Here is a 24,852-nt window from a genome sequence, read left to right on the forward strand (position 1 = left end):
GACAGTGTGGGTCACCCCGCTGCGCGAGACCTGGAGCGCTCCTGGGCGAGACCCCTGCCGATGCTGAGGGAACGCCTGCCCGTGGTGGTCAGGCGGGCCCTCGGGGTGGAAGCATGGGCACACCGGCGGATCAGGACCACCGGGGAGCAGCGCCCGACGGACAACGGTCAGACCAGGGAGGACCGCCGATGCCGGACCACGAGACGAACCGCCCGCACAGGGCCCGAGTGCCGAGCGCTGCCCGGCAGTGGCTCTGGATCGGCGGTGCCGCGGTCGTGGTGATCGCCGTCGTCGCGGCCGTCGCGCTCTGGCTGCCGAACCGGCCGAACGGCCCGGACGGCCGGCACATCGTCGAACGGAAGAGCGCCGCCCGGGCCTTCCCCGGTGGTCTCGCACGGCAGCCCGCGAACGAGAACCAGCCCGGCATGCGGGAGTCGGCCGCACGGCAGGACGGCGAGCAGGACACCGCCGACCGCATCGCCGTCATCGCGGACCAGCCGATCGCGACGTGGTTGACGAACCCCTCGGTCACCCGGACCCGTGCGACCATCCGCGACGTCGTCGCGAACGCCAGGAAGCAGGACAGGACGCCGGTGTTCGTCCTCTACAACGTGCCCGACCGGGACTGCGGGCACTACTCGAAGGGCGGCACGACCGCGGCCGAGTACGTCCCGTGGGTGCGCTCCGCGGTGCGGGCGATGGCCGGGTCGAAGGCCGTCGTGCTGGTCGAACCCGACGCGATCGCGCAGATCCAGGTGTGCAAGCGGCTGCAGGACTCCCGCCTCCCCCTGCTCAGGAAGGCGGTGGACGCACTCACCGGCCACGGGCTGACGGTCTACCTCGACGGCGGCAACGAGAACCGCGTGCCGACGGCGTCGATGGCGAAGTGGCTCCGCGAGGCCGGGATCGACGAGACGCAGGGGTTCTTCACGAACGTGTCGAACTTCTACCGCGTCGACCAGGAGCGCGCGTACGCCGACCGACTCGCCGATGCCGTCGGTGGTGATCCGCACTTCGTCATCGACGTCTCCCGGAACGGTCAGGGCTGGCGTGGCGACTGGTGCAACCCGAAGGGCGCAGGGCTCGGGCAGGACCCGCACGTGACCGCCGGGTCGAGCCGGCTGGACGCGCTGCTCTGGGTGAAGACGCCGGGGCTGAGCGACGGCACCTGCAACGGTGGCCCGGCAGCCGGCCAGTGGTGGGAGTCGTACGCGCTCGCCCTGGTCGAGAACCGCAAGGGCGACTGACGGGAGGCCCGGCTCGGCTCCGATTGTCGGCCGTCGGGGGTTCCATGGTCACCATGACCTCCGCCCAGCCCCGATCCGACGGCCGCCGATCCGTCGTCCCGCCGTACCTGCTGCGCGCCATCGCGGACGCACCGTCGGACGCCTTCCCCCGCGCGACCCCTGCCGCGCGCACGGCCTTGGCCTCGCTCGCCGTCGTCGAGGCGCCCAAGCGCGAAGCACGACTCGGCATCCGGCACGCCGCCGCGGCTCCCGACCGTTCGCCGCAGCGGAGCATCTTCGACGCGCACGGATCGACCGCGCTCCCCGGCACCCTCGTCCGCAGCGAAGGAGCCCCGGACGCCGGTGACCCGGCCGTGGACGAGGCGTACGCGGGCCTCGGTGCGACCCACGCGTTCTGGCTCGACGTGTTCGGGCGCGTGTCGATCGACGGTGCCGGGCTCCCCCTCGACGCGAGCGTGCACTACGGCACCGACTACGACAACGCCTACTGGGACGGCACGCAGATGGTGTTCGGCGACGGGGACGGCGAGGTCTTCGAGCGCTTCACGATCGCCCTCGACGTCATCGGGCACGAGCTCGCACACGGGGTCACCCAGTACACGGCCGACCTGACCTACCAGGGGCAGTCCGGGGCACTCAACGAGTCGGTGAGCGACGTGTTCGGCTCCCTCGTCGCGCAGTACGCCGCTGGACAGACCGCGGACCAGGCGAGCTGGCTCATCGGGGAGGGCCTCTTCACGCCGGCCGTGCACGGGGTGGCGCTCCGGTCCATGAAGGCACCGGGCACCGCGTACGACGATCCTGTGCTCGGCAAGGACCCGCAGCCGGCGACCATGGCCGGGTACGTCGACACCGAGGACGACTCGGGCGGCGTCCACACGAACTCGGGCATCCCGAACCACGCGTTCTACCTCGCGGCGACGGCGATCGGTGGTCGTGCGTGGGAAGGCGCCGGCGCGGTGTGGTGGGACGCGCTCACCTCGGCGGAGGTGACGGCCTCGATCGACTTCGCCGGCTTCGCCCGGGTCACGGTGTCCGCGGCCGACGCCCGGTTCGGGGCAGGCTCCCGCGAGTCGTCCGCCCTCGCCGAGGCATGGCGCACGGTCGGCGTGCTCGCCTGATCGCCCGGCCGGACCGCGCCGCGCGGGGGTATTTTCGGGACATGCACATCGTCGTCCGCCGGAGTGGTGGGGTCGCCGGCCTCACGCGTGGGTGGCGCGTGGACACGGAGTCCTGCGACGACCCGGACGGCTGGTACGACCTCGTCGACGCCCTCCCCCGCGAGCCGCCGGTCCGACGCCGGGGACGGGTACCGGACGACTTCGAGTGGACGATCACCGTCGCCAGGACCACCGTGCGGATGCCGGGCAGCCAGCTCGACGGCCAGTGGGCCGCGCTCGTGGACCGGGTGCGTGCCGAGGGCGACCCGACCTGACGCACCCGGCCAGGGCCTCCCGTCCGGCGTCCGCCGCCCCGCACCCTTCAGCCCGTCCGCGCCCCGTTACGAACATCGCGCCCCGCCGTGACGGGGCGCGATGTTCGTAACGGGGCGCGATCTGCGAACGACCACGCGCCGGCGCCCGACCGTGGACGGGTCAGCCGACGTCGATGACCGTCAGACGACGCGTCGGACGGGTCATCGCGACGTAGACCGCTGCGGCCGCGCGGGCCGCGTCGTCCCCGACGCCGTCCGGGTCCACGAGCAGCACGCCGTCGAACTCCAGCCCCTTGGCGTCGGCGCCGGTGAGGACCGTGACCGATCCCGGACGCGGTGACCCGAGGCTCCGGACGTCGAGGTCGGACTGCGCGAGACGCTGCCGCACGGCGTCGACCTGGGCGTCCGGCACGATCACGCCCATCGTCCCCGAGCCGATGTGCTCGCGCTCGGACGCCACCGTCGTGCCGATGGTGTCGAGGACCTCGGCGCGGGATGCTCGGAGCCGCACGACGGGATCGCCGTCGCGAACCGCCTGGTTCGCGGTGACCGTGAGCCCGGCGGACGCGGCGAACGCTCCCGCTGCCTCGACGATGGACCGCGGCGTGCGGTAGTTGACCGTGAGTTCCTCGACGCGGTGGTCGAGCGGGACCTGCGGGGCACGACCGCGACGGCGTCGAGCGAGCGCGCCGACGACGTCGTCCCAGGTGCGGGCGGCTCCGGGCGAGGACCCCTGCGCCATGTCGCCGACGATCGTGAACGAGCGCAACGGGTTGCGGCGGGCGAGCACGCGCCACTGCATCGGCGAGAGCTCCTGCGCCTCGTCGACGACGATGTGGCCGTACGTCCACTCCCGGTCCTCGGCCGCGCGCTCCGCGGTGCTCCGCGGGTCGCCGCCCTCGGCGAAGGCTCCGGCGACCTGCTCGGCCGTGACGATGCCCTCGACGCCCATGTTCTCGATGGCCTGCCGGGCGTTCTCGATGTCCCGGTTGCGACTCGCCTTCGCCTGGCGCTTCGCGGCACCGCCCGTCGGGTCGAACGTGCCGAGGAGTTCGGCGGCCTCGTCGAGGAGCGGGACGTCCTCGACCGTGAACGTCGCCCCACGCTCCCGCGCCAGCAGGGCACGACGCTCCGGAGTCCAGTTCGGGGTGAGGGACGCGAGCCAGTTCGGTCGGGCGTAGAGGTCCTCGAGCAGCTTCTCCGCCGGCAGCGGCAGCCACGCGGTGTTCAGCAGCACGCGGGCGTCGTACGACGAGCGGATGTCCTCGCGCAGGACCTTGATGTCCGCGTCGTCGACGGTCGTGCCGCGGTCGCGGAGTTGGTCGGCCAGGAGCTTCGTCATGGCGTCGAGGGCGATCTTGTTGAACGTGACCCTGGCGACGTTGTGGGGCTTCCCACGGTCCTGGGCCCGGCGCATCGCGTCCGCGACGAGCTGCGGCGGGACGACGAGCCGTTCACCCTCGACGTCGAGGGTCACCGACTCCGTGGGTACGACCTGCCGCGAGCGGACCGCGCGGCGGAGCAGGTCGGCGATCTCGGCCGAGCCCTTGACCGCGGCGGTCTCCCGGCGGTCGTGCGTCGTCGCGTGCACACCGGGGTAGAGCGACCCGAGCGAGGCCATCACGACGCCGGTCTCGCCGAGGGACGGCAGCACCTGCTCGATGTAGGTCAGGAACGCCGGGGACGGTCCGACGACGAGCACACCGGAGCCCCGGAGCCGCTCGCGGTAGGAGTACAGCAGGTACGCGGCGCGGTGCAGTGCCACGGCGGTCTTGCCCGTGCCGGGGCCGCCCTGCACGATGAGGACCCCCTCGAGCGGGGAGCGGATGATGCGGTCCTGCTCGCCCTGGATGGTCGCGACGATGTCGGTCATCCGGCCGGTGCGCTCGGCGGTGACGGCGGCGAGCAGGGCACCCTCGCCCTGCAGGTGCGTGCGCTCGTCGTCGTAGAGCGTGGCGTCGAACACCTCGTCCTCGACGCCGACGACCGATCGGCCCTCGAGCGAGAGGTGCCGACGGGCACGCATGCCCATCGGGTGCGCGGCGGTGGCCTGGTAGAAGGCGCTCGCACCGGGGACGCGCCAGTCGAGCAGGAGCGGGCGGTGGTCCCGATCGCGGAGCCCGACGCGGCCGATGTACCGGAACGCGTCCTCGCCCGCGGGAGGATCGGCGACCTCGAGCCGACCGAAGACGAGCCGGTCCCCGACGCGCTCGAGCGTGGCGATGGTGTCCTCGTAGAGCTTGGCGAACGCGTCGCGCTCGCTGCGGCTCTGGTGGTTCCCACCGACCGCCTGACGACGGGTCTCGGTGAGGCGCTGTTCGGCCTCGGCGGTCAGTTCGTCGAGTCGGGCGAAGAGCCCGTCGACGTACGTACTCTCACGGTCGATCTCGGTCGGTTCGGACACACGCCACCCTTCGGGACAGGGGTATCCAGTGTAGTCCCCCTGTCCCGATGGGCCGAGCCGCTCCGTCGCGCTGTTCGGCTCGTCCCGGATGGCGGGCGCGCTACATCTCTTCGTGGGTGTCCGGGTCGCCGTCCCAGAGCCGGCCGCGCTCGAGACCGGAGATCGCCGAGACCTCGTCGTCGGAGAGCGTGAACCCGAACACGTCGAGGTTCTCGCGCTGCCGGTCGGCGTCGCCGGACTTCGGCACCGGGATCGCACCGAGCTGGGTGTGCCAGCGCAGCACGACCTGCCCGGGGGTGACCCCGTGTGCGGCAGCCGCGGCGGTGATCGGTTCCTCGGTGAGGAGCTCGGACCGCTTGGCGAGCGGGCTCCAGCTCTCGGTGACGATCCCGAGGTCCGCGTGCACCGCCCGGAGGTCCGCCTGGGGGAAGTACGGGTGCAGCTCGACCTGGTTCACCGCGGGGGCGACACCGGTCGCGTCGATGATGCGTGCCAGGTGCGCCGGCGTGAAGTTCGAGACGCCGATCGAGCGGACCTTGCCGCTGTCGCGGAGGTCGACGAACGCCTTCCACGTGTCCACGAACTTGTCCACCGACGGGTTCGGCCAGTGGATCAGGTAGAGGTCGACGTAGTCGAGGCCGAGGTTCCCCAGGGTCTCGTCGATCGACTTGTGCGCTTCGCCCCAGCCGTGGTGACGCCCGGGGAGCTTCGACGTGACGAAGAGCTCGTCGCGCGGGACGTCCGACTCGCGCACCGCACGACCGACGGCGTCCTCGTTGCCGTAGTTGAGCGCGGTGTCGAGCAGGCGGTACCCGCTCGCGATGCCGGTGCCGATCGCGGCAGCGCCCTCGTCGCCGTCCAGCGAGTACGTGCCGAGGCCCAGCACGGGCATCTGGTGCCCGTCGTTGAGCTCGACCGTCGGGGCGAGCGGGACGGTCCCCGCCATCAGCGCACCCCGAGCAGGTCGATCACGAAGATCAGGGTCTTGCCGGACAGGAAGTGTCCGCCGCCGGCCGGGCCGTAGGCGAGCTCCGGCGGGACGACGAGCTTGCGACGCCCGCCGACCTTCATGCCGGGGATGCCCTCCTGCCAGCCACGGACGAGCGCCGCGAGCGGGAAGTCGATCGGCTCGCCACGGTTCCACGAGCTGTCGAACTCCTCGCCGGACTCGTACTCGACGCCGGCGTAGTGCACCTTCACGGTCGAGCCGGCGGACGCTTCGTCCCCGGTGCCCTCGACGATGTCGGTGATGACGAGGTCGGTGGGGGCCGGGCCCTCGGGGGCGTCGAACTCGGGCTTGCTGTTCAGGTCAGTCATGCGATCCAGTCAACCAGAGACGACGGACAGCCCCCAGAATGGTTCCACCGTGACACAACCCACTCCAGCACCGCCGCGCCGCCGCGTCTTCGCCGACCTCACCCCGCTCCGCCGCTCCCCCGCGTTCGCCCGACTCTGGGCGGGCACCGCGATCGCCGGCATCGGCACGCAGATGACGACCGTCGCCGTCGGGCTCGAGGTGTACGACATCACGCACTCGACCTTCGCCGTCGCGCTCGTCGGCGTGATCGCGCTCCTGCCGATGATCGTCGCCGGTCTCTACGGCGGGATGCTCGCCGACGCGTTCGATCGGCGCACCGTGGCACTGGTGTCGAGCATCGTGGCCTGGGCCGCGGTCGCGCTCATCGCGACGCACGCGTGGCTCGGCCTGCACAGCGTCGCGCTGCTCTACGTCCTCGCCACCGTGAACGCCGTCGCGGCGACCGTCAGCAACGCCTCCCGCTCCGCGATCGTGCCGAGGCTCGTCGGAACCGACCTGCTCCCGGCGGCGAGCGCCCTCGGCGGCATCGCGTCGGGCTTCCAGGTCACGGTGGGCCCCGCGATCGCCGGGGTCCTCATCGCGTCGGTCGGGTTCGCGCCGACCTACACGATCGACGTCGTGTTGTTCACGTTCGCGTTCGCCGGGGTGTTCACGCTGCCGAGGATGGCCGCCGACCACGGCGCCCTGAAGCCCGGGCTCGGCTCGCTCGTCGAGGGTGCCAGGTTCCTCCGGAAGTCCCGCAACATCACCATGACGTTCGTCCTGGACGTCGTCGCGATGACCTTCGGGCAGCCCCGCGTGCTCTTCCCCGCGATCGGCGCCCTCGTGATCGGCGGCGGCGCCGTCACGGTCGGGACGCTCACCGCCGCCTACGCCGTCGGTGCGTTGCTCTCGAGCGTGTTCTCCGGCCCGCTCGGCCACGTCCGCCGCCAGGGCGAGGCCGTCGGGTGGGCGATCACGGCCTACGGCGCCGCGATCGCCGCGTTCGGCGTGGTCGTCGCCCTCGCGCACGCGCTCGGAGGCCGCGCCGGCGACTCGTTCAGCACCGGGATCCTGCCGGCGCTCGGGTTCGCCGCGCTCTTCCTCGCCCTGGCCGGAGGCGCGGACAACGTCAGCTCGGTGTTCCGGAACACGATCCTGCAGGCAGCGTCGCCCGACGGCATGCGCGGCCGGCTGCAGGGCATCTTCATCGTCGTCGTCACCGGCGGCCCGCGGCTCGGCGACCTGTACGCCGGCCTGGTCGTCGCCGCCGGCATCGCCGTCCCGCCGATCCTCGGCGGCGTCGCGATCATCGGTCTCGTCGCGCTGCTCCTGCGCCTCGTCCCCTCGTTCCGCCGCTACGACGCCCTGCACCCCCACGCCAACTGAGGTCCGGTCGCCCGGACCGGACCGGACCCGACGCGACCAGCAGGCGGACGGGAGGCTCGTGGCGGCCCCGCCACGAGCCTCCCGTCCGGCGGAGCACCGGACCAGGGCGCGTGGCCGGGTAGATTCGTGCACATGCCGGACCCGACTGCGCGCGAACTCCAGCGGACCGGGGTCCGCGCCGTCGTGCGCCGCACCTACCACTCGGTGATCCGGCACCGTGTCGTCGACGCAGCGGCCTCCCTGACGTTCTTCGCGCTGCTCACCGTCTTCCCGGCGACCCTCACGGTCGTCTCGGCACTCGCGATCGTGGACCGCACCGGCGACAGCCTCTCCGACATCATCGAGATCATCGGCTTCATCGTGCGGCCGGAGACCGCCGAGCACCTCGAAGAGCCACTGCGCCAGCTCCTGACGCTCGACAACCCGTGGCTCGGGTTCTCGACCGGCGTCGTGCTGACGCTGTGGTCGCTGTCCGGGTACGCGACCGCGTTCGGCCGCGCCATGAACACCGCGTACGAGGTCGAGGAGGGCCGCCGGATCTGGAAGTTCCGCAGCATGATGCTCCTCGTCACGCTGCTCGTCATGGTCGGCGGCGCGATCGCCATCGTCATCCTGCTCGGGACCCCGACCATCTCGGCCGCGATCGTCCACCAGCTGGGCTGGGCGACGTGGATCGACGACCTCTGGAACGTCGTGAAGTGGCCGGTCCTGGCGGTGGACCTCGTCGTGATGGTCGCGGTGCTCTACTACGCGACCCCGAACGTGAAGACGCCGCAGCTCCGGTGGGTGTCCGCCGGCGCCGCGTTCGCCATCGTGGCGTGGGCGATCGCCACGTTCGGGTTCTCCCTCTACGTGGAGACCGTCGGCGGCGGCAACCGGGCGTACGGCTGGCTCGGCGGCGCGATCCTGCTGCTCGTCTACCTGTACATCTCGAACTTCGTGCTCGTCGTCGGCGGCGAACTCGACTCCGAGGTGATCCGGATGCGGCAGCTCCTCGCCGGGATCGAGGCCGACGAGGCCATCCGGCTCCCGCTCCGTGACGTCACGCGCAACTTCACGCTCGCACGGTGGCGGGACGCCGACATCGCTGCGGCGCACGAGGTCAGGACCGCGGCGGCACGCCTCCCCCAGGCCGAACCCCACGACGAGGAGCAGGAGCGCCTCCGCACGGTCTCCGACCAGGTCAGGGTCGGCGAGCCGCCGATGCCCACGCCCTAGTCGCTACTGCTTGCGGGCGGCTTCTGCGTCCAACATCTCCTCGGTGATGACCGGGATCGCACCGGTGGCGAGCTCGATGCCGGACAGCCGCGCCGGACTGAGCACACGCTGCACCTGGTCCGGCTCCATGAGGCCCGCCGCGACGACGAGGGTGGAGATCGGCGTCGAGGTGGTCAGTGCGGTGTGTGCGATCGACGCCGCCGCCGCGTAGCCGATGTACGGCGTGAGGGCCGTGACGACGCCGACGTTCGTGTCCACCTGGGCCGCGAGCTTCGCCTCGTTCGCCTCGATGCCCGTGACGCAGTGCTCGCGGAGCGTCGCGCACCCGCGGGTCATCCACTGCAGCGACTGCATGATCGAGTGCGCGATGATCGGCTCGAAGGCGTTGAGCTGGAGCTGCCCGCCCTCCGCCGCCATCGTGACCGTGGCGTCCGCTCCGGCGACCGCGAACGCGATCTGGTTGACGACCTCGGGGATCACGGGGTTCACCTTGCCGGGCATGATCGACGAACCCGCCTGTCGAGCCGGCAGCGTGATCTCCCCGAACCCGGCCTGGGGTCCCGACGCCAGCAGCCGCAGGTCGTTGCAGATCTTCGAGAGCTTGATCGCGCTCCGCTTCACCGTGCCGGAGAGGGTCATGAACGCGCCGGCGTCGCTCGTCGCCTCGATGAGGTCGGGAGCGGTCACCACGTCGATGCCGCTCGCGTCCTGCAGCTGACGACGCACCTCGTCGCGGTACAGCGGGTCGGCGGTGATCCCGGTGCCGATCGCGGTCGCGCCGAGGTTCATCTCCGCGAGCAACGGCGTGACCCGGCGGAGCAGGAGGACGTCCTCCTGGATGGTGTGCGAGAAGCCGGTGAACTCCTGGCCGAGGGTCATCGGCACCGCGTCCTGCAGCTGCGTCCGTCCGACCTTGAGCACGTCCGCGAAGGCCGCTCCGCGTTCGGCGAAGGCCTCGGAGAGCTGCTCGAGCTGCTCGACGAGCCGCCGCACGCCGAAGATCATCGCGATCTTCACGCTCGTCGGGTAGGTGTCGTTCGTCGACTGGCTGCGGTTCACGTGGTCGATCGGGTGGAGGTAGGCGTAGTCGCCCTTCTCGCGCCCGAGGAGTTCGAGCGCCCGGTTCGCGAGCACCTCGTTCGTGTTCATGTTCGTCGACGTGCCGGCACCGCCCTGCACGACGTCGACGACGAACTGGTCGCGGAGGGCTCCGTCGCGGACCTCCTGGGCGGCACGGTCGATCGCGTCAGCACGCTCGTCGTCGAGCACGCCGATCGCCTTGTTCGCACGGGCCGCAGCCTGCTTCACCGTCGCGAGCGCCTCGATGAGGTCCGGGTACACCGCGATGGGCACGCTCGTGATCGGGAAGTTCTCCAGCGCCCGCAGCGTGTTGACACCCCAGTACGCATCGGCCGGCACCTCCCTCGAGCCCAGGGAATCGTTCTCGGTGCGGGTACCAACGCTCACGTGCGCCTCCTCGTCGTGGATCACGTCACGAGGGTAGTCCGTCCCGTCCAGCCGGTCCGGTGGGGCGCGCGGCGACCAGGAGACGGACGGGAGGCTCGTGGCGGCCCCGCCACGAGCCTCCCGTCCGTCAGTGGAACTGCGGGACGATCAGGTAGATGCCGTAGAGCACCACGGCTCCGCAGACGACGAAGCAGGCGATGGCCGCTGCGCGCAACCCTCGCACGGCGGCGGTGGCGCCCTGCGGGTTCGGGAACCCGGCGGTCGCGGGACCGATCGTCCCGTCGTCCTTCACGGTGAACTTGCCCTCGCGGGTGTCAGCGGCGCTCCAGAAGCGGAGGCCGACCGAGTACACGGCGACGACGAAGCAGGAGGACACGACGGCGACGAGCGCCACGGTCAGGAATGCAAACCAGTCGATGCCCATCAGCGGCGACCCCCCTTGCGTGCGGCCATGCGGCGGAGCGTGCGCTCACGGCTCAGTTCCTCGCGACGAGCCGCCACGGTCTCCGCGCGCTTCTTGCGCTGCAGGTCGCGGAGCTCCTTGCGGGTGAAGACGGCGTTGGCGGCGACGTCGACCTCGATCGCGGCAGCGGAACCGTGCGGCTTCCGGAGCGACCACAGGTACAGGCCGAGGATGACCGCGGCACCGACCAGCGCGTCGATGACGAGCCCGACGACGCCGAACCGGGCGATCCCGGACGCGACCGCGCCGACCGCTGCCGACGCGGGCAGCGTGATGAACCAGGCGATCACGATCTTGCCGGCGGTGGACCACTGGATCTTCGAGCCGCGACGGCCGAGCCCGGCACCGATGATCGAGCCGGAGGACACCTGCGTCGTCGACAGCGCGAAGCCGAGGTGGCTGGAGGCGAGGATCGTCGCAGCGGTCGAGGCCTCTGCGGCGAAGCCCTGCGTCGCCCGGATCTCCGTGATGCCGGAGCCGAGCGTGCGGATGATCCGCCAGCCGCCGGTGTAGGTGCCGAGGGCGATCGCGAGGGCGCAGGCGACGACCACCCAGAGCTGCACGCCGCTGTCCGACGACTGCGCGCCGGACGCGATGAGCGTGAGCGTGATGACACCCATGGTCTTCTGCGCGTCGTTCGTCCCGTGCGCGAGCGACACCATCGACGAGGTGAAGATCTGCCCGATCCGGAAGCCGCCGCGCTCGTTCGGGAAGACCGGGCGCCGGGTGATCCGGTAGGCGATGCGCGTCGACAGGTACGAGACCAGCGCGGCGATCACCGGCGACAGGAACGCGGGGATGATGACGACGGTCATCAGCGCGAGGTAGTTGACCGACTGGAACCCGGCGCCGACGATCGCAGCGCCGATGAGCCCGCCGAACAGCGCGTGCGAGGACGACGACGGCAGGCCGCGCAGCCACGTGATCATGTTCCAGACCACCGCGCCGATGAGCCCGGCGAAGATCATCTCCGGCGAGATCGCGACGCCGCCGGGACCCTCGTTGATGAGGCCGTGCGAGATCGACGTGGCGACGGCGGTGCTCAGGAACGCACCGACGAGGTTGAGCACCGCAGCGACCGTGACCGCCACCTTGGGCTTCATGGCCCCGGTGGCGATCGGTGTCGCCATCGCGTTGGCGGTGTCGTGAAAACCGTTTGTGAAGTCGAAGAAGAGGGCCAACGCGATGACCAGGACGACTATGAGTGTGATGTCCACCGCGGGCAAGTGTCCCAGTCCCGGGCGTTCCGAGCAAACCCCGATCGGTAACCCGCCGTTCATGTCGACTGCAGACTCGTTCAGGTTCGGAAGCATTCCGATGGGAGAATGGGTCCATGGACACCGTCGAGCTCCTCATCCTGCTGGTCGGATCGCTCGCGGTGACCGGCTTCGCACGGGCGAAGGGGCTCCCCGCTCCTCTGCTCGTCACCGCGGTGGCGCTCGCGGCGTCGTTCCTCCCAGGGCTGCCCCCGATCGAGATCGACTCCGAGGTCATCCTCACGCTCATCCTGCCGCCGCTGCTCTACTCGGCGGCGCTCGACGTCTCGTGGCAGAGCTTCCGGTCGTCGATCAAGCAGATCCGTCGTCTCGGCATCTTCCTGGTCATCGTCACGGCGCTGGCCGTCGGCCTGGCGGCGTACATCATCATCCCGGACATGGACTGGCCGGCGGCCATCCTGCTCGGGGCGATCGTGGCGCCGCCGGACGCGGTGTCCGCGGCGGCGATCGGCCGGAAGCTCGGACTCCCCCGTCGCGTGATGACGGTGCTGTCCGGCGAGAGCCTCATCAACGACGCGGCGTCGCTCACCCTGGTGCGGGTGTTCACCCTCATCGCCGCGGGGACGTCGCTCACGATCTGGCAGGACCTCGGCATCTTCGGGCTCGCCATCGGCGTGGGACTCGCCGTCGGTGGGGTCCTCGGCGTGCTCGTGCACTGGATCCGGCAGCGCATCAACGACCCGGTGGTCGAGACGATCATGAGCATCCTGCTGCCGTTCGTCGCCTACATCCTGGCCGAGGACCTCTCCGGGTCCGGCGTCATCGCGGTCGTCACCGCCGGTCTCTACATCGGCTACAACTCGCCGAAGGAGGGGTACGCCACCCGCCTGCAGGAGCGTCCGCTGTGGACGAGCATCGACGTCATCCTCGAGGGCTTCGTGTTCGCGCTCATCGGGCTGCAGCTCAACACGGTCGTGCAGGACCTCATCAAGAGCGAGCGGAGTCTCGGGCAGACGATCACCGCGGCCGCCGTGGTCCTCGCCGTCGTGATCGTCGTCAGACCGCTCTTCGTCTTCGAGTCCTACGTCCGGAACCGCTTCAACGGCCGGTGGCTGCGGCCTCTTCGGATCCGGCTGTCGCGCGGGCATCCGTCACTGCGATGGATCCGCGGCTCGGCCGAACCGAAGCTGAACTGGCGGGAGCTCACCGTCATCTCGTGGACCGGCATGCGGGGCGTGGTGACGCTCGCCGCAGCCGTCTCGGTGGTGGCGAGCCCGGTCGCGATCAAGGCCCAGGACACCATTTTCGTGATCGCGTTCTTCGTCACGGTCGGCACCCTCCTGTTGCAGGGGCTGTCGCTGCCGTTCGTGATCCGTCGCCTCAAGGTGCAGGACCCGGCGGAGGGCGAGGAGGACATCCGCAGCGAGATGCGCCTTAACCAGCGCACGACCGAGGCGGCGATCCAGCTCCTCGACGACCGGAAGCCCGAGTGGTCCGCGCAGTTCGGCGCCGATGCCGTCGAGGCAGTGGTCTCCCGACTCAAGGCCCGTCTCGAGCGGCAGGCGGAGACCTTCCGTCGCGACGCCGAGGAAGAGGAGTCCGAGGAACGGAACGCCCCCGTGCGGCTCAGCGGCGCGCAGATCCAGGACATCCGCCGCGAGCTGCTCGACCGGCGTCGCGAGATCGTGCTCGAGGAACGCGAGCGCGGCAACCTCGACGAAGAGGTGATGCGCCGGGTGCTCGTGACGCTCGACGCGGAGGAGCTCGCGATGGACTCGGCCCAGGCGTCCCGCAGCCGGTCCTAGGCGGCCAGGCAGCGGCGGCCGGCCGCACCGAGTGCGCAGCAACGGCGCTCCAGGCGTGCCCAGGCCGCCACGTCCGCGCACTCGACCCACCCCGGACCGGAGGCACGACGCGACGCCGCCACCAGCCTCCCGTCCGTCAACCCGCCAGCCGCATGCCGGCGGCCGACGCCCGGCGTCCGGCGCCCGGCCGATCGAGTGCGCAGCAACGGCGATCCACACGCGCCCAAGCCGCCACGTCCGCGCACTCGACCCACCCCGGACTGGAGGCACGACGCGGCCCCGCCACGAACCGCCATATCCGCGCACTCGACCCACCCCGGACTGGAGGCACGGCGCGGCCCCGCCACGGCCTCCCGCCCGCCACCCCACCATCCCGCCAGCCGCATGCCGGCGCCCAGCGGCCGGCGGCCGGCGGCCGGCGGCCGGCGGCCGGCGGCCGGCGGCCGGCGGCCGCTGGCCCGACGGCAGCACCGAGTGCGCAGCAACGGCGCTCCACACGCGCCCAAGCCGCCACGTCCGCGCACTCGCTTCGCCTCGGACTGGAGGCACGGCGCGGCCCCGCCACGAGCCTCCCGTCCGCCGCCCCACCGGCGGCACCGAGTGCGCAGCAACGGCGCTCCAGGCGCGCCCAGGCCGCCACGTCCGCGCACTCGACCCACCCCGGACGGAAGGAATCCTGCCCGGGCCGCGGTCAGCCGTGCGGCGTATCCTGGTTCGACCCGACACGAGAACCAGGAGCACAGAGCCGAGTGAGCACGCCGCGGAACGACGTCCCGAAGAACACCGACACCCCGGACCGTTCCGGCGGGGCGCAGCCCAAGCCCGTTCCGAAGCAGCGGACCACCCGCCCCTCCGCCCGAGGCACGAAGCCGCGTCGGGGTTCGAAGGTCGCCGGCTCCTCGCGTCCGAAGCAGCGTCGTCAGGCCCCGGTCCCGGCACCGCAGAAGATCAGCGCCTACCGCCGCTGGTACGGCACGCTGCACCCGTCGCTCCAGCTCATCGGCCTGCAGCTCTGGATGCCGCTGTTCTTCATCGTCGGCTTCTGCCTCTGCTACGTCTTCGCGTTCCACGCGCCGCACCCGCACGACGTGCCGATCGCCCTCGTCGGCAGCGACCCCGGCTTCGTCGCCGCGGTGCAGAAGGCACTCCCGGGCGAGTACGCCTTCCACACGTACGACTCCCTCGTCGCCGCCAAGCGGGACGTGATCGCCGGGTCGATGGCCGTGGCGTACGACCCTTCGACGAACGAGTTCTTCAAGGCGAGCGCCCACCAGTTCCAGGTCGCGAGCCTGGTGCCGGGGACGCTCTCGGCCGTACTCACCGCGATCGGTGTGGCGACGCCGAAGATCACCGAGCTCGCCGCGCTCCCCGCGTACGACGAGTACGGCACCGTCTCGATGTACGTCATGCTCGCGTGGTGCATCGGCGGCTACATGGTCGCGATGTTCATCGGCATCATGGGCGGCCCGCTGCGCCACCGCACGCGGATGGGCGTCATCGTCATCGGTGGCCTGGTCATCTCCCTGATCACGAACACCCTCGCCGGCCCGGTCGTCGGCGCGATCCACGGCCACTGGATCGAGCTCGTGCTCATCGCGTGGGGATGGATCGTGGCGATCGGCCTCGCGGTGAACGGGCTCAGCTACTTCGTCGGCCGGTTCATCGCGGCACCGGCGATGATCTGCTTCGTCTTCCTGTCGATGCCCTCCTCCGGTGGCGCGTACCCGAAGTGGTTCATGCCGGAGCCCTTCGCCTGGCTCAACAACGTCGTCGTCGGCTCGAGCATGGTCGACATGATCAAGCACCAGATCTACGGGGTCGGCCCGGGTCCCGCCCGCGGCCTCATCACGATGGCCTGCTACGCCGCGGCTGGCCTCGTGCTCATGTACTTCGGGAAGAAGTGGTGGGAGCACCGTCGGATCCGTGCCATCGTCACCGGGCGCACGACGATGTTCATGGACGCCCAGACCGCCAACCGCGAGTTCCTCGGCAAGCAGCGTGACGCCGAACTCGAGCGCCACGGCCTCGCCTCGACCGAGACCGGCACCCTCACCGCGCTCCGCGACGAGGACGTGTGGGAAGACGAACGAGCCGGAGGGGACGTCTTCACCGGCGGGCGCGACGGTCTCGAGAACGAGCCCGCGACGACCAGGAGCATCCCCGTCGTGCGGCAGCAGGTCCGGGACGACGCGGGCGAGCGGCAGCACAGCCGGCACGCCGCGCGCTGAGCGGTATCCTGGGCGGATCATGACCCGTAACGCCTGGCACCGTTCCCTCATCACGCTCGTCGTCGTCTTCCTGGCGCTGACCGTGGTGTTCTACGCAGCGAGCGTCATCCTCGCGCCCGCTGACGGCCGGAACACCGCTGGGCTCTTCGTCGGCTGGGCGATGTTCTCGATGGTCGGGGCGATCGTGTTCGGGATCATCGACTTCTTCGTGCGGCCGCTCGGTGGCCGCAGCGGTGACGCCGACGTGATGGCCGCCGCCGAGGAAGCCCGGACCGGCAGCACCCGCACGCAGCGCTAGGCGTTCGGCGCGTCGACGCCGACCCCGGTGAACCCGGCGACCGTGGCGTTGTCCTCGGCGAACGTGAACCGCGCTGCGACGGTGCCTCCACGCAGCACCTCGGGGAGCCAGTACTTCGCGTCGTCCCACATCGCGTCGTAGGGAACGTCCTCGAGCGGGATCCACCGCGGTTCGAGCTCGTCGCTCGCGACCGGCGTGCCGGACCAGACCCGACAGACGAACACGTCGGAGAGCTGGGACCAGGACGGCCGGAACGGGAACCGGTAGTCCAACGTGCCACGAGCCTCCAGATCGGCCGGGTCGAGCCGCAGGCCGACCTCCTCGGCGACCTCGCGGACGGCGGTCTCGACCGCCGTCTCCCCCGGCTCGCGCTTGCCGCCGGGCCCGACCACGCGGCCGCTCCCGAGCCCGCGGCGCTTCTCACCGAGCAGCACCGACCGCCCGGAACCGTCGTCACGGAGCAGGTACACGACGACGACGCGGGGGTGCTGGTTCTTCGTCTCGTCGCGCTCGGTCACGTGTCCAGTGTGGCCGATGATCTGGCGTACGCTCGTTCCATGGCAGGTGTGCTGCGGGGGCACCATGGCTGAGCACCGGAGATTCGGGCGCAGCCTCGAAGTGCTGCGTGCCGAGGCGGCGGAAGAGATCTCGATGATCGTCGAGCACCGCTCCCGGCAGGGCGACGACCCGTGGGAGTTCATGCCGATGCTGCCCACCGTGGACGAGCAGGTCGTGCTCATCCTCCGCGAGGAGGCGCTCGAGCTCGACGCCGCGATCGGGCAGCGGAGTGCACAGTGGTCGATGCACCCCGCGTCCGGCCAGGGCACCCAGCTCGGCGAGGAGTACCACCGCCTGCGTCGCATCGCGCTGCAGCACCCCGAACTGACCGAGGCGGTCTGGAAGCTGATGGGCGCCCTACCGGAGCAGCGCTGACGTGGGGTTGGATGGCTGCATGACCGCCACCGTGCTCGCCGTCCTCAACCAGCCCTCCCGCGACGCCGCGCCGCACGATCCGTCCGCCGACGCCTTCACGTTCGCGGCTCCGCTCGAGGAACACATCCAGGTGCAGGACCTCGGCATCATCCGTGGCGACGGCGTCTTCGAGACGATCACCGTCGTCGACGGTCGCCCGCAGGCCCTCGAGCCGCACCTCGCCCGCTTCGAGCGGTCCGCCCGCATGCTCGACCTGCCGCTGCCGGACCTCGACGCATGGCGCCGCGCGATCGAGGCCGTCTGCGCCGAGCTCGACCCCGTGCACGAGGCGTTCGCGAAGACCGTCCTCACCCGCGGCGTCGAGGGCTCCGGCCGTCCGACCGGGTGGGTGTACGCCGCCGCGTCGCCGGACTCGACGGCCGACCGGACCGAGGGCATCTCGGTCGTCACGCTCGACCGCGGGTACCGGCACGACGTGGAGCGGACCTCGCCGTGGCTGCTGCAGGGCGCGAAGACGCTGTCCTACGCGGTGAACATGGCCGCGCTCCGCGAGGCCGCCCGCCGCGGGGCCGACGACGCGCTGTTCGTGTCGACGGACGGCTACGTGCTCGAGGGCACGCGCGCGAACCTGATCATGTCCGTGGGTGGTCGGCTCGTGACACCGCGCACCGACATCGGGATCCTCGCCGGCACGACGCAGGCGGATGTCTTCCGCTTCGCCGAGCAGGCCGGGATCGAGACCGCCTACGAGCTCGTCACCATGGACGACCTGCGCGCGGCCGATGCGCTCTGGCTCGTGTCGAGCGTCCGGCAGGCGGCGCCGATCCGGCTGGTGAACGGGGACGAGGTCCCCGTGGACGCCGAGCTCACGACCCGCATCAACGACTTCCTGCTGGCGCGCGAGTCCTGACGCCGCACCGCCGGCGGTCGGACGGGAGGCTCGGATCGCGACGTGCGCGCACGTCGCGATCCGGGCCTCCCGTCCGTCCAGAGCGCTACCAGCGCGGTGTGGTGACGCCGACGCCGTCCGCCCACTCGAAGACCTGGCGGCCCTCGATCCAGACGCGCGTCGCGCGGCTGGTCGCATCGAGCGGATCGCCCGACCAGAGCACGAGGTCGGCGTCGTAGCCGGGCTCGAGCCGCCCGACGCGGTCGCCGAAACCGAGGAACGTCGCCGGGTTCGTGGTCAGTGCCTCCAGCGCCGTCTGGCGCGGAAGTCCGTCCCGGACGGCCATCGTCGCCTGCGTGACGAGCATGTTGATCGGCACCACGGGGGCGTCGGTCGTGATCGCGACGCGGACACCCGCCGCGGCGAGCGCCGCCAGGTGCGGGATGCCGCGGTCGCGGAGCTCGACCTTCGACCGGCTCGTGAAGAGCGGGCCGTAGATGACCGGGATGTCCTTCTCCGCGAGGACGTCGGCGATCTTGTGCGCCTCGGTGCCGTGGTTCACGACGAGTCGGTACCCGAACTCCTCGGCGAGTCGGACGGCGGTCGCGATGTCGTCGTGGCGGTGGGTGTGCTGGTCCCAGGCGAGCTCGCCGTCGAGCACCCGGACGAGGGTCTCCTTCGTGAGGTCGCGCGTGAAGGGCTCGTCCTTCGCGGCAGCGGCGTCCCGGGCGGCGCGGTAGTCCTGTGCCGCGACGAACGCCTCCCTGATGACCTTGGCGACCCCGAGTCGGGTGGACGGGGTCTGGCCCTTGTCGCCGTACACGCGCTTCGGGTTCTCGCCGAGGGCGCTCTTCACGCTCACGGCGTCGGAGATGAGCTGCTCGTCGATGGTCCGGCCACCCCAGGTCTTGATGGCGACGGACTGACCGCCGATCGGGTTGCCGGAGCCGGGCTTGACGACGATCGAGGTGATGCCTCCGGACAGGGCGTCGCGGAAGCCCTCGTCGTCGATGTCGACGGCGTCGATCGCGCGGACGGCGGCCATGTTCGGGCCGGTCAGCTCGTTCGTGTCGTTGCCCGCCGGGCCGTTCGCCTCTTCGTGGATGCCGACGTGGCCGTGCGCCTCGACGAACCCCGGGACGAGCCAGGCACCGGCAGCATCGACGACGGGCATCCCCGGCGGAGGTGTGACGTCGGGACCGAGTGCCGTGATGCGCCCGTCCTCGACGACGACCGCTCCCCCGTCGAACTCGTCCGCCGTGACGGGGACGACGTGGGCACCGGTGATGGCGAAGGCGTTGGTCATGCAGTCCACGGTAGCCGTCGCCGCCGACACGACCGGCGAAGTACGACATACCGATTGCTGGCGCTCGCGGGACGAGCGTGCCTACGGTCGACGGGACGGACGGAGACCACTGTGCACCAGGACACGACGACACGCATCAGCGGGTGGCCGCGCCACGAACGAGCCGAGCGGCCGTGGCGGAGCGGGGTGCGCGGACCGCGGGCCGATCGGCTCTGCACCGCGGTGACGACGTGGATCCCACCACGCATCGCGACCGCCCGGTACCGTCCGGCGCCCGGCGACGATGCACTGCTGGACCGGGCGGTCGGCGCGCTCCGACGACTCGATCGCGAGCACGGCACGCGGATCGGCGCGCTCGGCGGTGTCCTCGCCCGGACCGAGGCAGTGGCGTCCTCCCGCATCGAGGACGAGCACGCCGGCCTCGACGACTACGCCCGCGCCGTCGTGGGGGTCCGTGCGAACGACAGCGCGACGGTGATGGTGGCCGCGACCCGGGCGTTGGACCGCCTGGTCACGGACGCGGCGTCCGGCACGATCACGGCGGACTCCGTCCTTGCCGCGCACCTCGACCTGATGCGGGACGATCCGCTGGACGGACGCGATGCCGGTCGGTACCGGACCGTCCAGAACTGGATCGGCGGCGGCAGCAGCCCGCGGCTCGCGACGTACGTCCCGCCGCCACCCGACCTGGTTCCGGAAGCGATGGCGGACCTCCTGTCGTTCCTCGCGCGCGACGATCTGCACCCCGTCGCCCAGGCCGCGATCGCCCACGCCCAGTTCGAGTCGATCCACCCGTTCACCGACGGCAACGGGCGCATCGGGCGGGCGCTGATCGGCGCGGTCCTGCGACGCCGGGGTGTCAGCACCACCACCGTGCCGATCGCGACCGCGCTCGTCGCCGACCGTTCCCGGTACTTCGACCACCTGGTGCGCTACCGGTTCGGGTCCGTCCACGACTTCGTCGCCGACCTCGCGATCGCGATCGGGACCGCCTGCGACGAAGCGGCGCTGACGGCACTGGTGCTCGACGAGCACGCTGCGGATGCGGCACGGCGACTGCCGTGGGACGTCGGCGCGCTCTTCCACGACCCCGTCCTGACCGAGGACGACCTCGCCGCCCTCGCACCGGACTCGGGCAGGTCGCCGGACGACCTGGCGGACGATCTCGACCGGGCCGGCCTCATCCGGTCCGTGACGTCCCGTCGCCGACGACGGGCCTGGCTCGTGACGGACGTCGCGAACGAGATCGACGCGTTCGCCGAGCGCGTTCGATCGACCGTCGACCGGGACCGCCTGCGCAGGCGTCTCGACGCCGCTGCGGCCTAGGCTGGGTCGGGTGAGCAGCGAGCACGGAGCGACCACCCCGCCCACCGCCGACAAGCGCCCGGTCACCCGGTCGCACCACGGCATCGACTTCGTCGACGACTACGAGTGGCTGCGCGACAAGGAGTCCCCGGACACCGTCGCGTACCTCGAAGCCGAGAACGCGTACACCGCTGCCGCGACGGACCACCTGGCCCCGCTGCGCGACCGGATCTTCGACGAGGTCAAGGGCCGAGTGCAGGAGACCGACCTCTCGGTGCCGGTGCGCATGGGCGGATGGTGGTACTTCACCCGCACGAGCGAGGGCAGCCAGTACGGCGTGCACTGCCGAGCGCCGATCAGCGATCAGGACGACTGGACGCCGCCGTCACTCGACGGTGGCGCCGATGCCCTCCCCGGCGAAGAGGTCGTCCTCGACGGCAACCTCCTCGCGGACGGCCACGACTTCTTCTCGCTCGGCTCGTACGACATCTCCGACGACGGCTCCCGGCTGGTGTACGGCGTCGACGTCGAGGGCGACGAGCGCTACACGCTGCACGTGCGCGACCTGACGACCGGTCAGGACCTCGACGACGTCGTCGAGAACACCGGGTCCGGTGCGACGTTCGACCCGTCGGGTCGCTACGTCTTCTACCCCACGGTTGACGAGTCCTGGCGTCCCGACCGGATCTGGCGCCACACCGTCGGCACCGCCGCGACGGACGACGTCGTGGTCTTCGAAGAGCCGGACGACCGGTACTGGGTGGGTGTCGGGGTCACCCGGTCCTCGCAGTACATCGTCATCGAGCTCGGGTCGAAGATCACCTCGGAAGCCTGGATCCTCGACGCCGCCGACCCGACGGGCGACTTCCACGTGGTGTGGCCGCGTCGGGACGGCGTGGAGTACGAGATCGAGCACGCCATCGTCGGCGGCAGCGACCGGCTCCTCGTCCTGCACAACGACGGCGCCGAGAACTTTGAGCTCGTGGACGTCCCCGCCGACGACCCCACCTCCGAGACCGACCGTCGTGTCGTCGTGGCACACCACGCCGAACGCCGCATCGAGTCCGTCGACGCCTTCGCCGGGCACCTCGCGCTCGAGTACCGCGCCGAAGCGCTGCCGCGTGTCGCGATCATCCCGATCGAGGGCGACGGGTTCGGCGACGCGCACGAGGTCCCCTTCGACGAGGCGCTCTTCTCCGCCGGGCTCGGCGGCAACCCGGAGTGGGACCAGCCGACGCTGCGCATCGGGTTCATGTCGTTCGTCACCCCGTCAGAGGTGAGCGACCTCGACCTGGCGACCGGGCAGGTGACGGTGCTGAAGCGCCAGCCGGTCCTCGGCGGCTACGACCCCGCCGACTACATGCAAGAGCGCGACTGGGCGACGGCCGCCGACGGCACGCGCGTGCCGATCTCGCTCGTGTGGCGTCGTGACGCCGTCGACGCGGGGACGCCGAACCCGCTGCACCTCTACGGGTACGGCTCGTACGAGCACTCCATCGACCCCGGGTTCAGTGTGATGCGGCTGTCGATGCTCGACCGGGGCGTCGTGTTCGCGGTGGCGCACGTGCGCGGCGGTGGCGAGATGGGACGCCACTGGTACGAGAACGGCAAGACCCTCACGAAGAAGAACACCTTCACGGACTTCGTCGCGGTCGCCGACCACCTCATCGAGACCGGTCGCACCACGGCGGGGCAGCTCGTCGCCGAGGGTGGCAGCGCGGGCGGGCTCCTGATGGGCGCCGTCGCGAACATCGCCCCCGATCGCTTCGCCGGCATCCTCGCCGCGGTGCCGTTCGTCGATGCCCTGACCAGCATCCTCGACCCCGACCTGCCGCTCACCGTGATCGAGTGGGACGAGTGGGGCGACCCGCTGCACGACGCCGAGGTCTACCGCTACATGAGCGAGTACACCCCGTACGAGAACGTCCGCGACGACGTGCAGTACCCGGCGATCCTCGCGGTGACGTCGATCAACGACACCCGCGTGCTCTACGTCGAGCCGGCGAAGTGGACGGCCAGGCTGCGGGAGGTCGGCGCTCCGGTGCTCCTCAAGACCGAGATGGCGGCGGGCCACGGTGGCGTGAGCGGGCGGTACGCATCGTGGAAGGAGCGCGCGTTCGAGCTCGCATGGCTCCTCGACACGCTCGGTCTCGCCGAGGTCTCGCCCGCGGCAGCGACGGCAGCACCGGTCGCGTCCGCCTGACGGCCGGCCGGCCGATCGCCGCGCCGACGGTCGGTCGGGCGTGCGGCTGGTCGGTCGGGCGCCGGTCGGCCGCAGCGCGGCAAGGGATCGAGTGAGCAGAAACGGTGACACCGGGGCACCCCAGGGCATCACTTCTGCGCACTCGATTGTGCCGGCGAACAACACCGGCCCCGCGCAGCGCTCACACGCGATTGAGCGCGTGCACCGCCTCGTCGTAGGACTCCTCCGCAAGGCGGACCCGGTCTCCAGCGAGCACGCCGTACCCGAACGTCCCCTCGCCACCGCGCTCGGCGATGCCCGCGTTCGTCCGCAGCGCGTCGAGGGCGTGCAGTGACCGCACGCGCTCCGTGAGGACGTCCGCCGCGGTACCGATGCGCTTCCAGAGTGCGTGCGGGAACGCGTCGTCCCCGAGCACGTCCATCGCCATCCGCGCGCGCATCGTGCCCTGCCACGCCCGCTCGGTGGTCGCCCGGTCGGCTGCTTCACGCTCGGCGGCGGTCTCGGACTCGTCGTCGGCGACCGCCGCGCGCACGAGCTCCCGGACCTCGGGCTTCACCACGGCGGTGACGTCCTGCGCGACGTGCTTCGGGGAACGAAGCGCCCACGGCGTCGGCGCCGGACGCTCCACGGCGTCGTCGAGGGCGTCGAGGAGCTCGAGGAACGGCTCACCGTGCAGGAACGTCACGACGTCGCGAACCGCGTGGTCGCGCCGTTCCCGCGTCGACGCGAGGATCCGCTCGCGCGTCATCGCGTCGACGAGGTCGTCCTGTGCCGGCGTCGACGCCCTGGGCAGCCGGTCGATGAGGTACTCCGCGAGCGCCGCACGCGCCGTCACGTTCGCCAGGCCGTCGGCCGCCGAGGCGGCGCGGTCACCCGCGTCGCCCGGCGCGAACGCGGAACGGTACGTCTCCAGGATCGCGGCGATCTCGAGTGCCGTCCCGGCCGCGTGGCGGAGGTCGGCCGTGTCGCCGGAGCGGAGCCGGGCCTCCTGGCTGAGCAGTGCGGAACGCAGCTTGCGCAGGCGCTTGGTGAGGATGCGTGCGGTCGTGCCCTTCTCCGGCTTGTCCGCGGACTGGAGGCGCGGTGCCGGTGCACCTGCGAGCCCACGTGCCAGCTTGGACGCGACGGCGGCGGGGCCGGCCCCGACGGCGGCGAAGCGGCCGTCGAGCGAACCGAGGAACTCGTGGGCGATCTGCGGGTCGACGCCCTCGACGGTCTCCACCTCGACCTCGCGCCAGGTGCGCGGGTCCGCGGGTGCGTCCGCGTCGAGGCGCTGGGCGCTGACCCGGTCGTCGGCGAGTTCGGCGACCTGGTCACCGTCCTCGTCGAGCAGACGGGTGACGGTCCGGGTGGTGGTGATGCGCACGACGGGGTGCAGTCCACGGCCCCGGCGTTCGGTGAAGAGCGCCGCGAGCACGGCTTCGGGGACGGTGTCGGCGTCGTCGGTGAGGGGGAAGTGCTGCTCGTGTCGCACGGTGTCGGACTCGGCCCGCTTGATGTGCCAGCCGGCGTCGGGCCCCCCGGTGCGACGGCGGACCGTCACGCGTGAGGCGACGAGGTCGTAGCGCTCGGTGTCCCAGTACGTGGCGTCGAGTTCGAACGGGTCCTGGTGGTCGACCTGCAGGATCCCTCCTGCCCCGATGAGGTCGGGGAGCTCGGCTCCGTCTGGCAGGTCGTACGTGCGCTCGATCTCGAGGTGCGTGTCCGTCACACGCTCCTGTCTACCAGCCCGTCCAGGGTGCGGAGGA

21 protein-coding genes are annotated in these 24,852 nt (G+C 71.4%); 12 read left to right on the forward strand and 9 right to left on the reverse strand.

Going from position 1 to position 24,852, the window contains the following annotated elements:
• The first annotated feature begins 188 nt into the window (after positions 1 to 188).
• Genes ACO0E1_RS02980 through ACO0E1_RS02990 form a run of 3 tightly spaced genes read left to right on the forward strand, consistent with a single transcriptional unit; the run spans position 189 to position 2,682 of the window.
• Complete coding sequence (locus tag ACO0E1_RS02980) at positions 189 to 1,247, forward strand: glycoside hydrolase family 6 protein (RefSeq protein WP_422872831.1); 1,059 nt, start codon at positions 189 to 191, stop codon at positions 1,245 to 1,247.
• Positions 1,248 to 1,300: 53 nt separating this feature from the next.
• Positions 1,301 to 2,368 (forward strand): M4 family metallopeptidase, encoded by a 1,068-nt coding sequence (locus tag ACO0E1_RS02985; protein WP_422872832.1) that lies wholly within the window; start codon positions 1,301 to 1,303, stop codon positions 2,366 to 2,368.
• Between the two features lie 41 nt (positions 2,369 to 2,409).
• Entirely contained in the window at positions 2,410 to 2,682 is a 273-nt protein-coding gene (locus ACO0E1_RS02990; RefSeq protein ID WP_281267420.1) for a protealysin inhibitor emfourin, read from the forward strand.
• Between the two features lie 160 nt (positions 2,683 to 2,842).
• Here the strand turns inward: ACO0E1_RS02990 and ACO0E1_RS02995 are convergent, their stop codons facing one another.
• The 3 genes from ACO0E1_RS02995 to ACO0E1_RS03005 all read right to left on the reverse strand — a co-directional run bounded on the left by ACO0E1_RS02995 (position 2,843) and on the right by ACO0E1_RS03005 (position 6,403).
• A complete protein-coding gene (locus tag ACO0E1_RS02995) occupies positions 2,843 to 5,086 on the reverse strand; it encodes a HelD family protein (protein ID WP_422872833.1) in 2,244 nt (747 codons plus the stop codon).
• Positions 5,087 to 5,186: 100 nt separating this feature from the next.
• Positions 5,187 to 6,032 carry an aldo/keto reductase gene (locus tag ACO0E1_RS03000; RefSeq protein ID WP_422872834.1) on the reverse strand — a complete coding sequence of 282 codons (846 nt, stop codon included), beginning with the start codon at positions 6,030 to 6,032 and terminating at the stop codon, positions 5,187 to 5,189.
• The gene (locus ACO0E1_RS03005; protein WP_281267417.1) at positions 6,032 to 6,403 is read right to left on the reverse strand and encodes an FKBP-type peptidyl-prolyl cis-trans isomerase; all 372 of its coding nucleotides are present in this window, start codon (positions 6,401 to 6,403) and stop codon (positions 6,032 to 6,034) included. The genes ACO0E1_RS03000 and ACO0E1_RS03005 overlap by 1 nt, the downstream gene beginning before the upstream one ends.
• A 49-nt stretch (positions 6,404 to 6,452) precedes the next feature.
• Between ACO0E1_RS03005 and ACO0E1_RS03010 the strand changes: the two genes are divergently transcribed.
• Both ACO0E1_RS03010 and ACO0E1_RS03015 read left to right on the forward strand, forming a co-directional pair.
• On the forward strand, positions 6,453 to 7,772 hold the full coding sequence (locus tag ACO0E1_RS03010) for an MFS transporter (RefSeq protein ID WP_422872835.1): 1,320 nt from the start codon (positions 6,453 to 6,455) through the stop codon (positions 7,770 to 7,772).
• A gap of 132 nt (positions 7,773 to 7,904) precedes the next feature.
• Positions 7,905 to 8,990 carry a YihY/virulence factor BrkB family protein gene (locus tag ACO0E1_RS03015; RefSeq protein ID WP_422872836.1) on the forward strand — a complete coding sequence of 362 codons (1,086 nt, stop codon included), beginning with the start codon at positions 7,905 to 7,907 and terminating at the stop codon, positions 8,988 to 8,990.
• A 3-nt stretch (positions 8,991 to 8,993) separates the two neighbouring features.
• Here ACO0E1_RS03015 and ACO0E1_RS03020 read toward each other — a convergent pair whose 3' ends face one another.
• The 3 genes from ACO0E1_RS03020 to ACO0E1_RS03030 form a co-directional block, all read right to left on the reverse strand.
• The gene (locus ACO0E1_RS03020) at positions 8,994 to 10,481 is read right to left on the reverse strand and encodes an aspartate ammonia-lyase (protein WP_422872837.1); all 1,488 of its coding nucleotides are present in this window, start codon (positions 10,479 to 10,481) and stop codon (positions 8,994 to 8,996) included.
• A gap of 103 nt (positions 10,482 to 10,584) precedes the next feature.
• Positions 10,585 to 10,881 (reverse strand): hypothetical protein, encoded by a 297-nt coding sequence (locus ACO0E1_RS03025; protein ID WP_281267413.1) that lies wholly within the window; start codon positions 10,879 to 10,881, stop codon positions 10,585 to 10,587.
• Complete coding sequence (locus tag ACO0E1_RS03030; RefSeq protein ID WP_422872838.1) at positions 10,881 to 12,137, reverse strand: inorganic phosphate transporter; 1,257 nt, start codon at positions 12,135 to 12,137, stop codon at positions 10,881 to 10,883. The genes ACO0E1_RS03025 and ACO0E1_RS03030 overlap by 1 nt, the downstream gene beginning before the upstream one ends.
• 116 nt (positions 12,138 to 12,253) lie before the next feature.
• Between ACO0E1_RS03030 and ACO0E1_RS03035 the strand changes: the two genes are divergently transcribed.
• The 3 genes from ACO0E1_RS03035 (at position 12,254) to ACO0E1_RS03045 (ending at position 16,468) form a co-directional block, all read left to right on the forward strand.
• Positions 12,254 to 13,942 carry a cation:proton antiporter gene (locus tag ACO0E1_RS03035; protein WP_422872839.1) on the forward strand — a complete coding sequence of 563 codons (1,689 nt, stop codon included), beginning with the start codon at positions 12,254 to 12,256 and terminating at the stop codon, positions 13,940 to 13,942.
• A gap of 749 nt (positions 13,943 to 14,691) precedes the next feature.
• A complete protein-coding gene (locus tag ACO0E1_RS03040; protein WP_422872840.1) occupies positions 14,692 to 16,170 on the forward strand; it encodes an ABC transporter permease in 1,479 nt (492 codons plus the stop codon).
• Positions 16,171 to 16,189: 19 nt separating this feature from the next.
• Positions 16,190 to 16,468, forward strand: coding sequence for a hypothetical protein (locus ACO0E1_RS03045; RefSeq protein WP_422872841.1), 279 nt, complete (start codon positions 16,190 to 16,192; stop codon positions 16,466 to 16,468).
• On the opposite strand, the gene ACO0E1_RS03050 is transcribed toward ACO0E1_RS03045, so the two are convergent.
• Positions 16,465 to 16,986 (reverse strand): 8-oxo-dGTP diphosphatase, encoded by a 522-nt coding sequence (locus ACO0E1_RS03050; protein ID WP_422872842.1) that lies wholly within the window; start codon positions 16,984 to 16,986, stop codon positions 16,465 to 16,467. The two genes, ACO0E1_RS03045 and ACO0E1_RS03050, sit on opposite strands and share 4 nt — an antisense overlap.
• Positions 16,987 to 17,050: 64 nt before the next feature.
• Between ACO0E1_RS03050 and ACO0E1_RS03055 the strand changes: the two genes are divergently transcribed.
• The gene (locus ACO0E1_RS03055; RefSeq protein WP_422872843.1) at positions 17,051 to 17,401 is read left to right on the forward strand and encodes a tryptophan synthase subunit alpha; all 351 of its coding nucleotides are present in this window, start codon (positions 17,051 to 17,053) and stop codon (positions 17,399 to 17,401) included.
• A gap of 19 nt (positions 17,402 to 17,420) precedes the next feature.
• Entirely contained in the window at positions 17,421 to 18,311 is an 891-nt protein-coding gene (locus ACO0E1_RS03060; RefSeq protein WP_422872844.1) for an aminodeoxychorismate lyase, read from the forward strand.
• A gap of 85 nt (positions 18,312 to 18,396) precedes the next feature.
• Here the strand turns inward: ACO0E1_RS03060 and ACO0E1_RS03065 are convergent, their stop codons facing one another.
• Positions 18,397 to 19,596, reverse strand: a complete 1,200-nt coding sequence (locus tag ACO0E1_RS03065; protein ID WP_422872845.1) for an amidohydrolase — start codon at positions 19,594 to 19,596, stop codon at positions 18,397 to 18,399.
• Positions 19,597 to 19,707: 111 nt separating this feature from the next.
• Between ACO0E1_RS03065 and ACO0E1_RS03070 the strand changes: the two genes are divergently transcribed.
• Together ACO0E1_RS03070 and ACO0E1_RS03075 are read left to right on the forward strand one after the other, a co-directional pair.
• On the forward strand, positions 19,708 to 20,922 hold the full coding sequence (locus ACO0E1_RS03070; protein ID WP_422872846.1) for a Fic family protein: 1,215 nt from the start codon (positions 19,708 to 19,710) through the stop codon (positions 20,920 to 20,922).
• A gap of 10 nt (positions 20,923 to 20,932) precedes the next feature.
• Positions 20,933 to 23,104 (forward strand): S9 family peptidase, encoded by a 2,172-nt coding sequence (locus ACO0E1_RS03075; RefSeq protein ID WP_422872847.1) that lies wholly within the window; start codon positions 20,933 to 20,935, stop codon positions 23,102 to 23,104.
• A gap of 181 nt (positions 23,105 to 23,285) precedes the next feature.
• On the opposite strand, the gene ACO0E1_RS03080 is transcribed toward ACO0E1_RS03075, so the two are convergent.
• Complete coding sequence (locus tag ACO0E1_RS03080; RefSeq protein ID WP_422872848.1) at positions 23,286 to 24,815, reverse strand: CYTH domain-containing protein; 1,530 nt, start codon at positions 24,813 to 24,815, stop codon at positions 23,286 to 23,288.
• Between the last annotated feature and the right edge of the window lie 37 nt (positions 24,816 to 24,852).

It is taken from the genome of Curtobacterium guangdongense, assembly GCF_049341845.1.
GTDB classification, from domain to species: domain Bacteria; phylum Actinomycetota; class Actinomycetes; order Actinomycetales; family Microbacteriaceae; genus Curtobacterium; species Curtobacterium guangdongense.

Excerpts from the sequence above, each read along its gene's own strand:
- ACO0E1_RS02980 (WP_422872831.1), top strand. The coding sequence starts at position 189 with ATGCCGGACCACGAGACGAACCGCCCGCACAGGGCCCGAGTGCCGAGC.
- ACO0E1_RS02985 (WP_422872832.1), top strand. The coding sequence starts at position 1,301 with ATGACCTCCGCCCAGCCCCGATCCGACGGCCGCCGATCCGTCGTCCCG.
- ACO0E1_RS02990 (WP_281267420.1), top strand. The coding sequence starts at position 2,410 with ATGCACATCGTCGTCCGCCGGAGTGGTGGGGTCGCCGGCCTCACGCGT.
- ACO0E1_RS03000 (WP_422872834.1), bottom strand. The coding sequence starts at position 6,032 with ATGGCGGGGACCGTCCCGCTCGCCCCGACGGTCGAGCTCAACGACGGG.
- ACO0E1_RS03005 (WP_281267417.1), bottom strand. The coding sequence starts at position 6,403 with ATGACTGACCTGAACAGCAAGCCCGAGTTCGACGCCCCCGAGGGCCCG.
- ACO0E1_RS03015 (WP_422872836.1), top strand. The coding sequence starts at position 7,905 with ATGCCGGACCCGACTGCGCGCGAACTCCAGCGGACCGGGGTCCGCGCC.
- ACO0E1_RS03025 (WP_281267413.1), bottom strand. The coding sequence starts at position 10,881 with ATGGGCATCGACTGGTTTGCATTCCTGACCGTGGCGCTCGTCGCCGTC.
- ACO0E1_RS03035 (WP_422872839.1), top strand. The coding sequence starts at position 12,254 with ATGGACACCGTCGAGCTCCTCATCCTGCTGGTCGGATCGCTCGCGGTG.
- ACO0E1_RS03045 (WP_422872841.1), top strand. The coding sequence starts at position 16,190 with ATGACCCGTAACGCCTGGCACCGTTCCCTCATCACGCTCGTCGTCGTC.
- ACO0E1_RS03055 (WP_422872843.1), top strand. The coding sequence starts at position 17,051 with ATGGCTGAGCACCGGAGATTCGGGCGCAGCCTCGAAGTGCTGCGTGCC.
- ACO0E1_RS03060 (WP_422872844.1), top strand. The coding sequence starts at position 17,421 with ATGACCGCCACCGTGCTCGCCGTCCTCAACCAGCCCTCCCGCGACGCC.
- ACO0E1_RS03065 (WP_422872845.1), bottom strand. The coding sequence starts at position 19,596 with ATGACCAACGCCTTCGCCATCACCGGTGCCCACGTCGTCCCCGTCACG.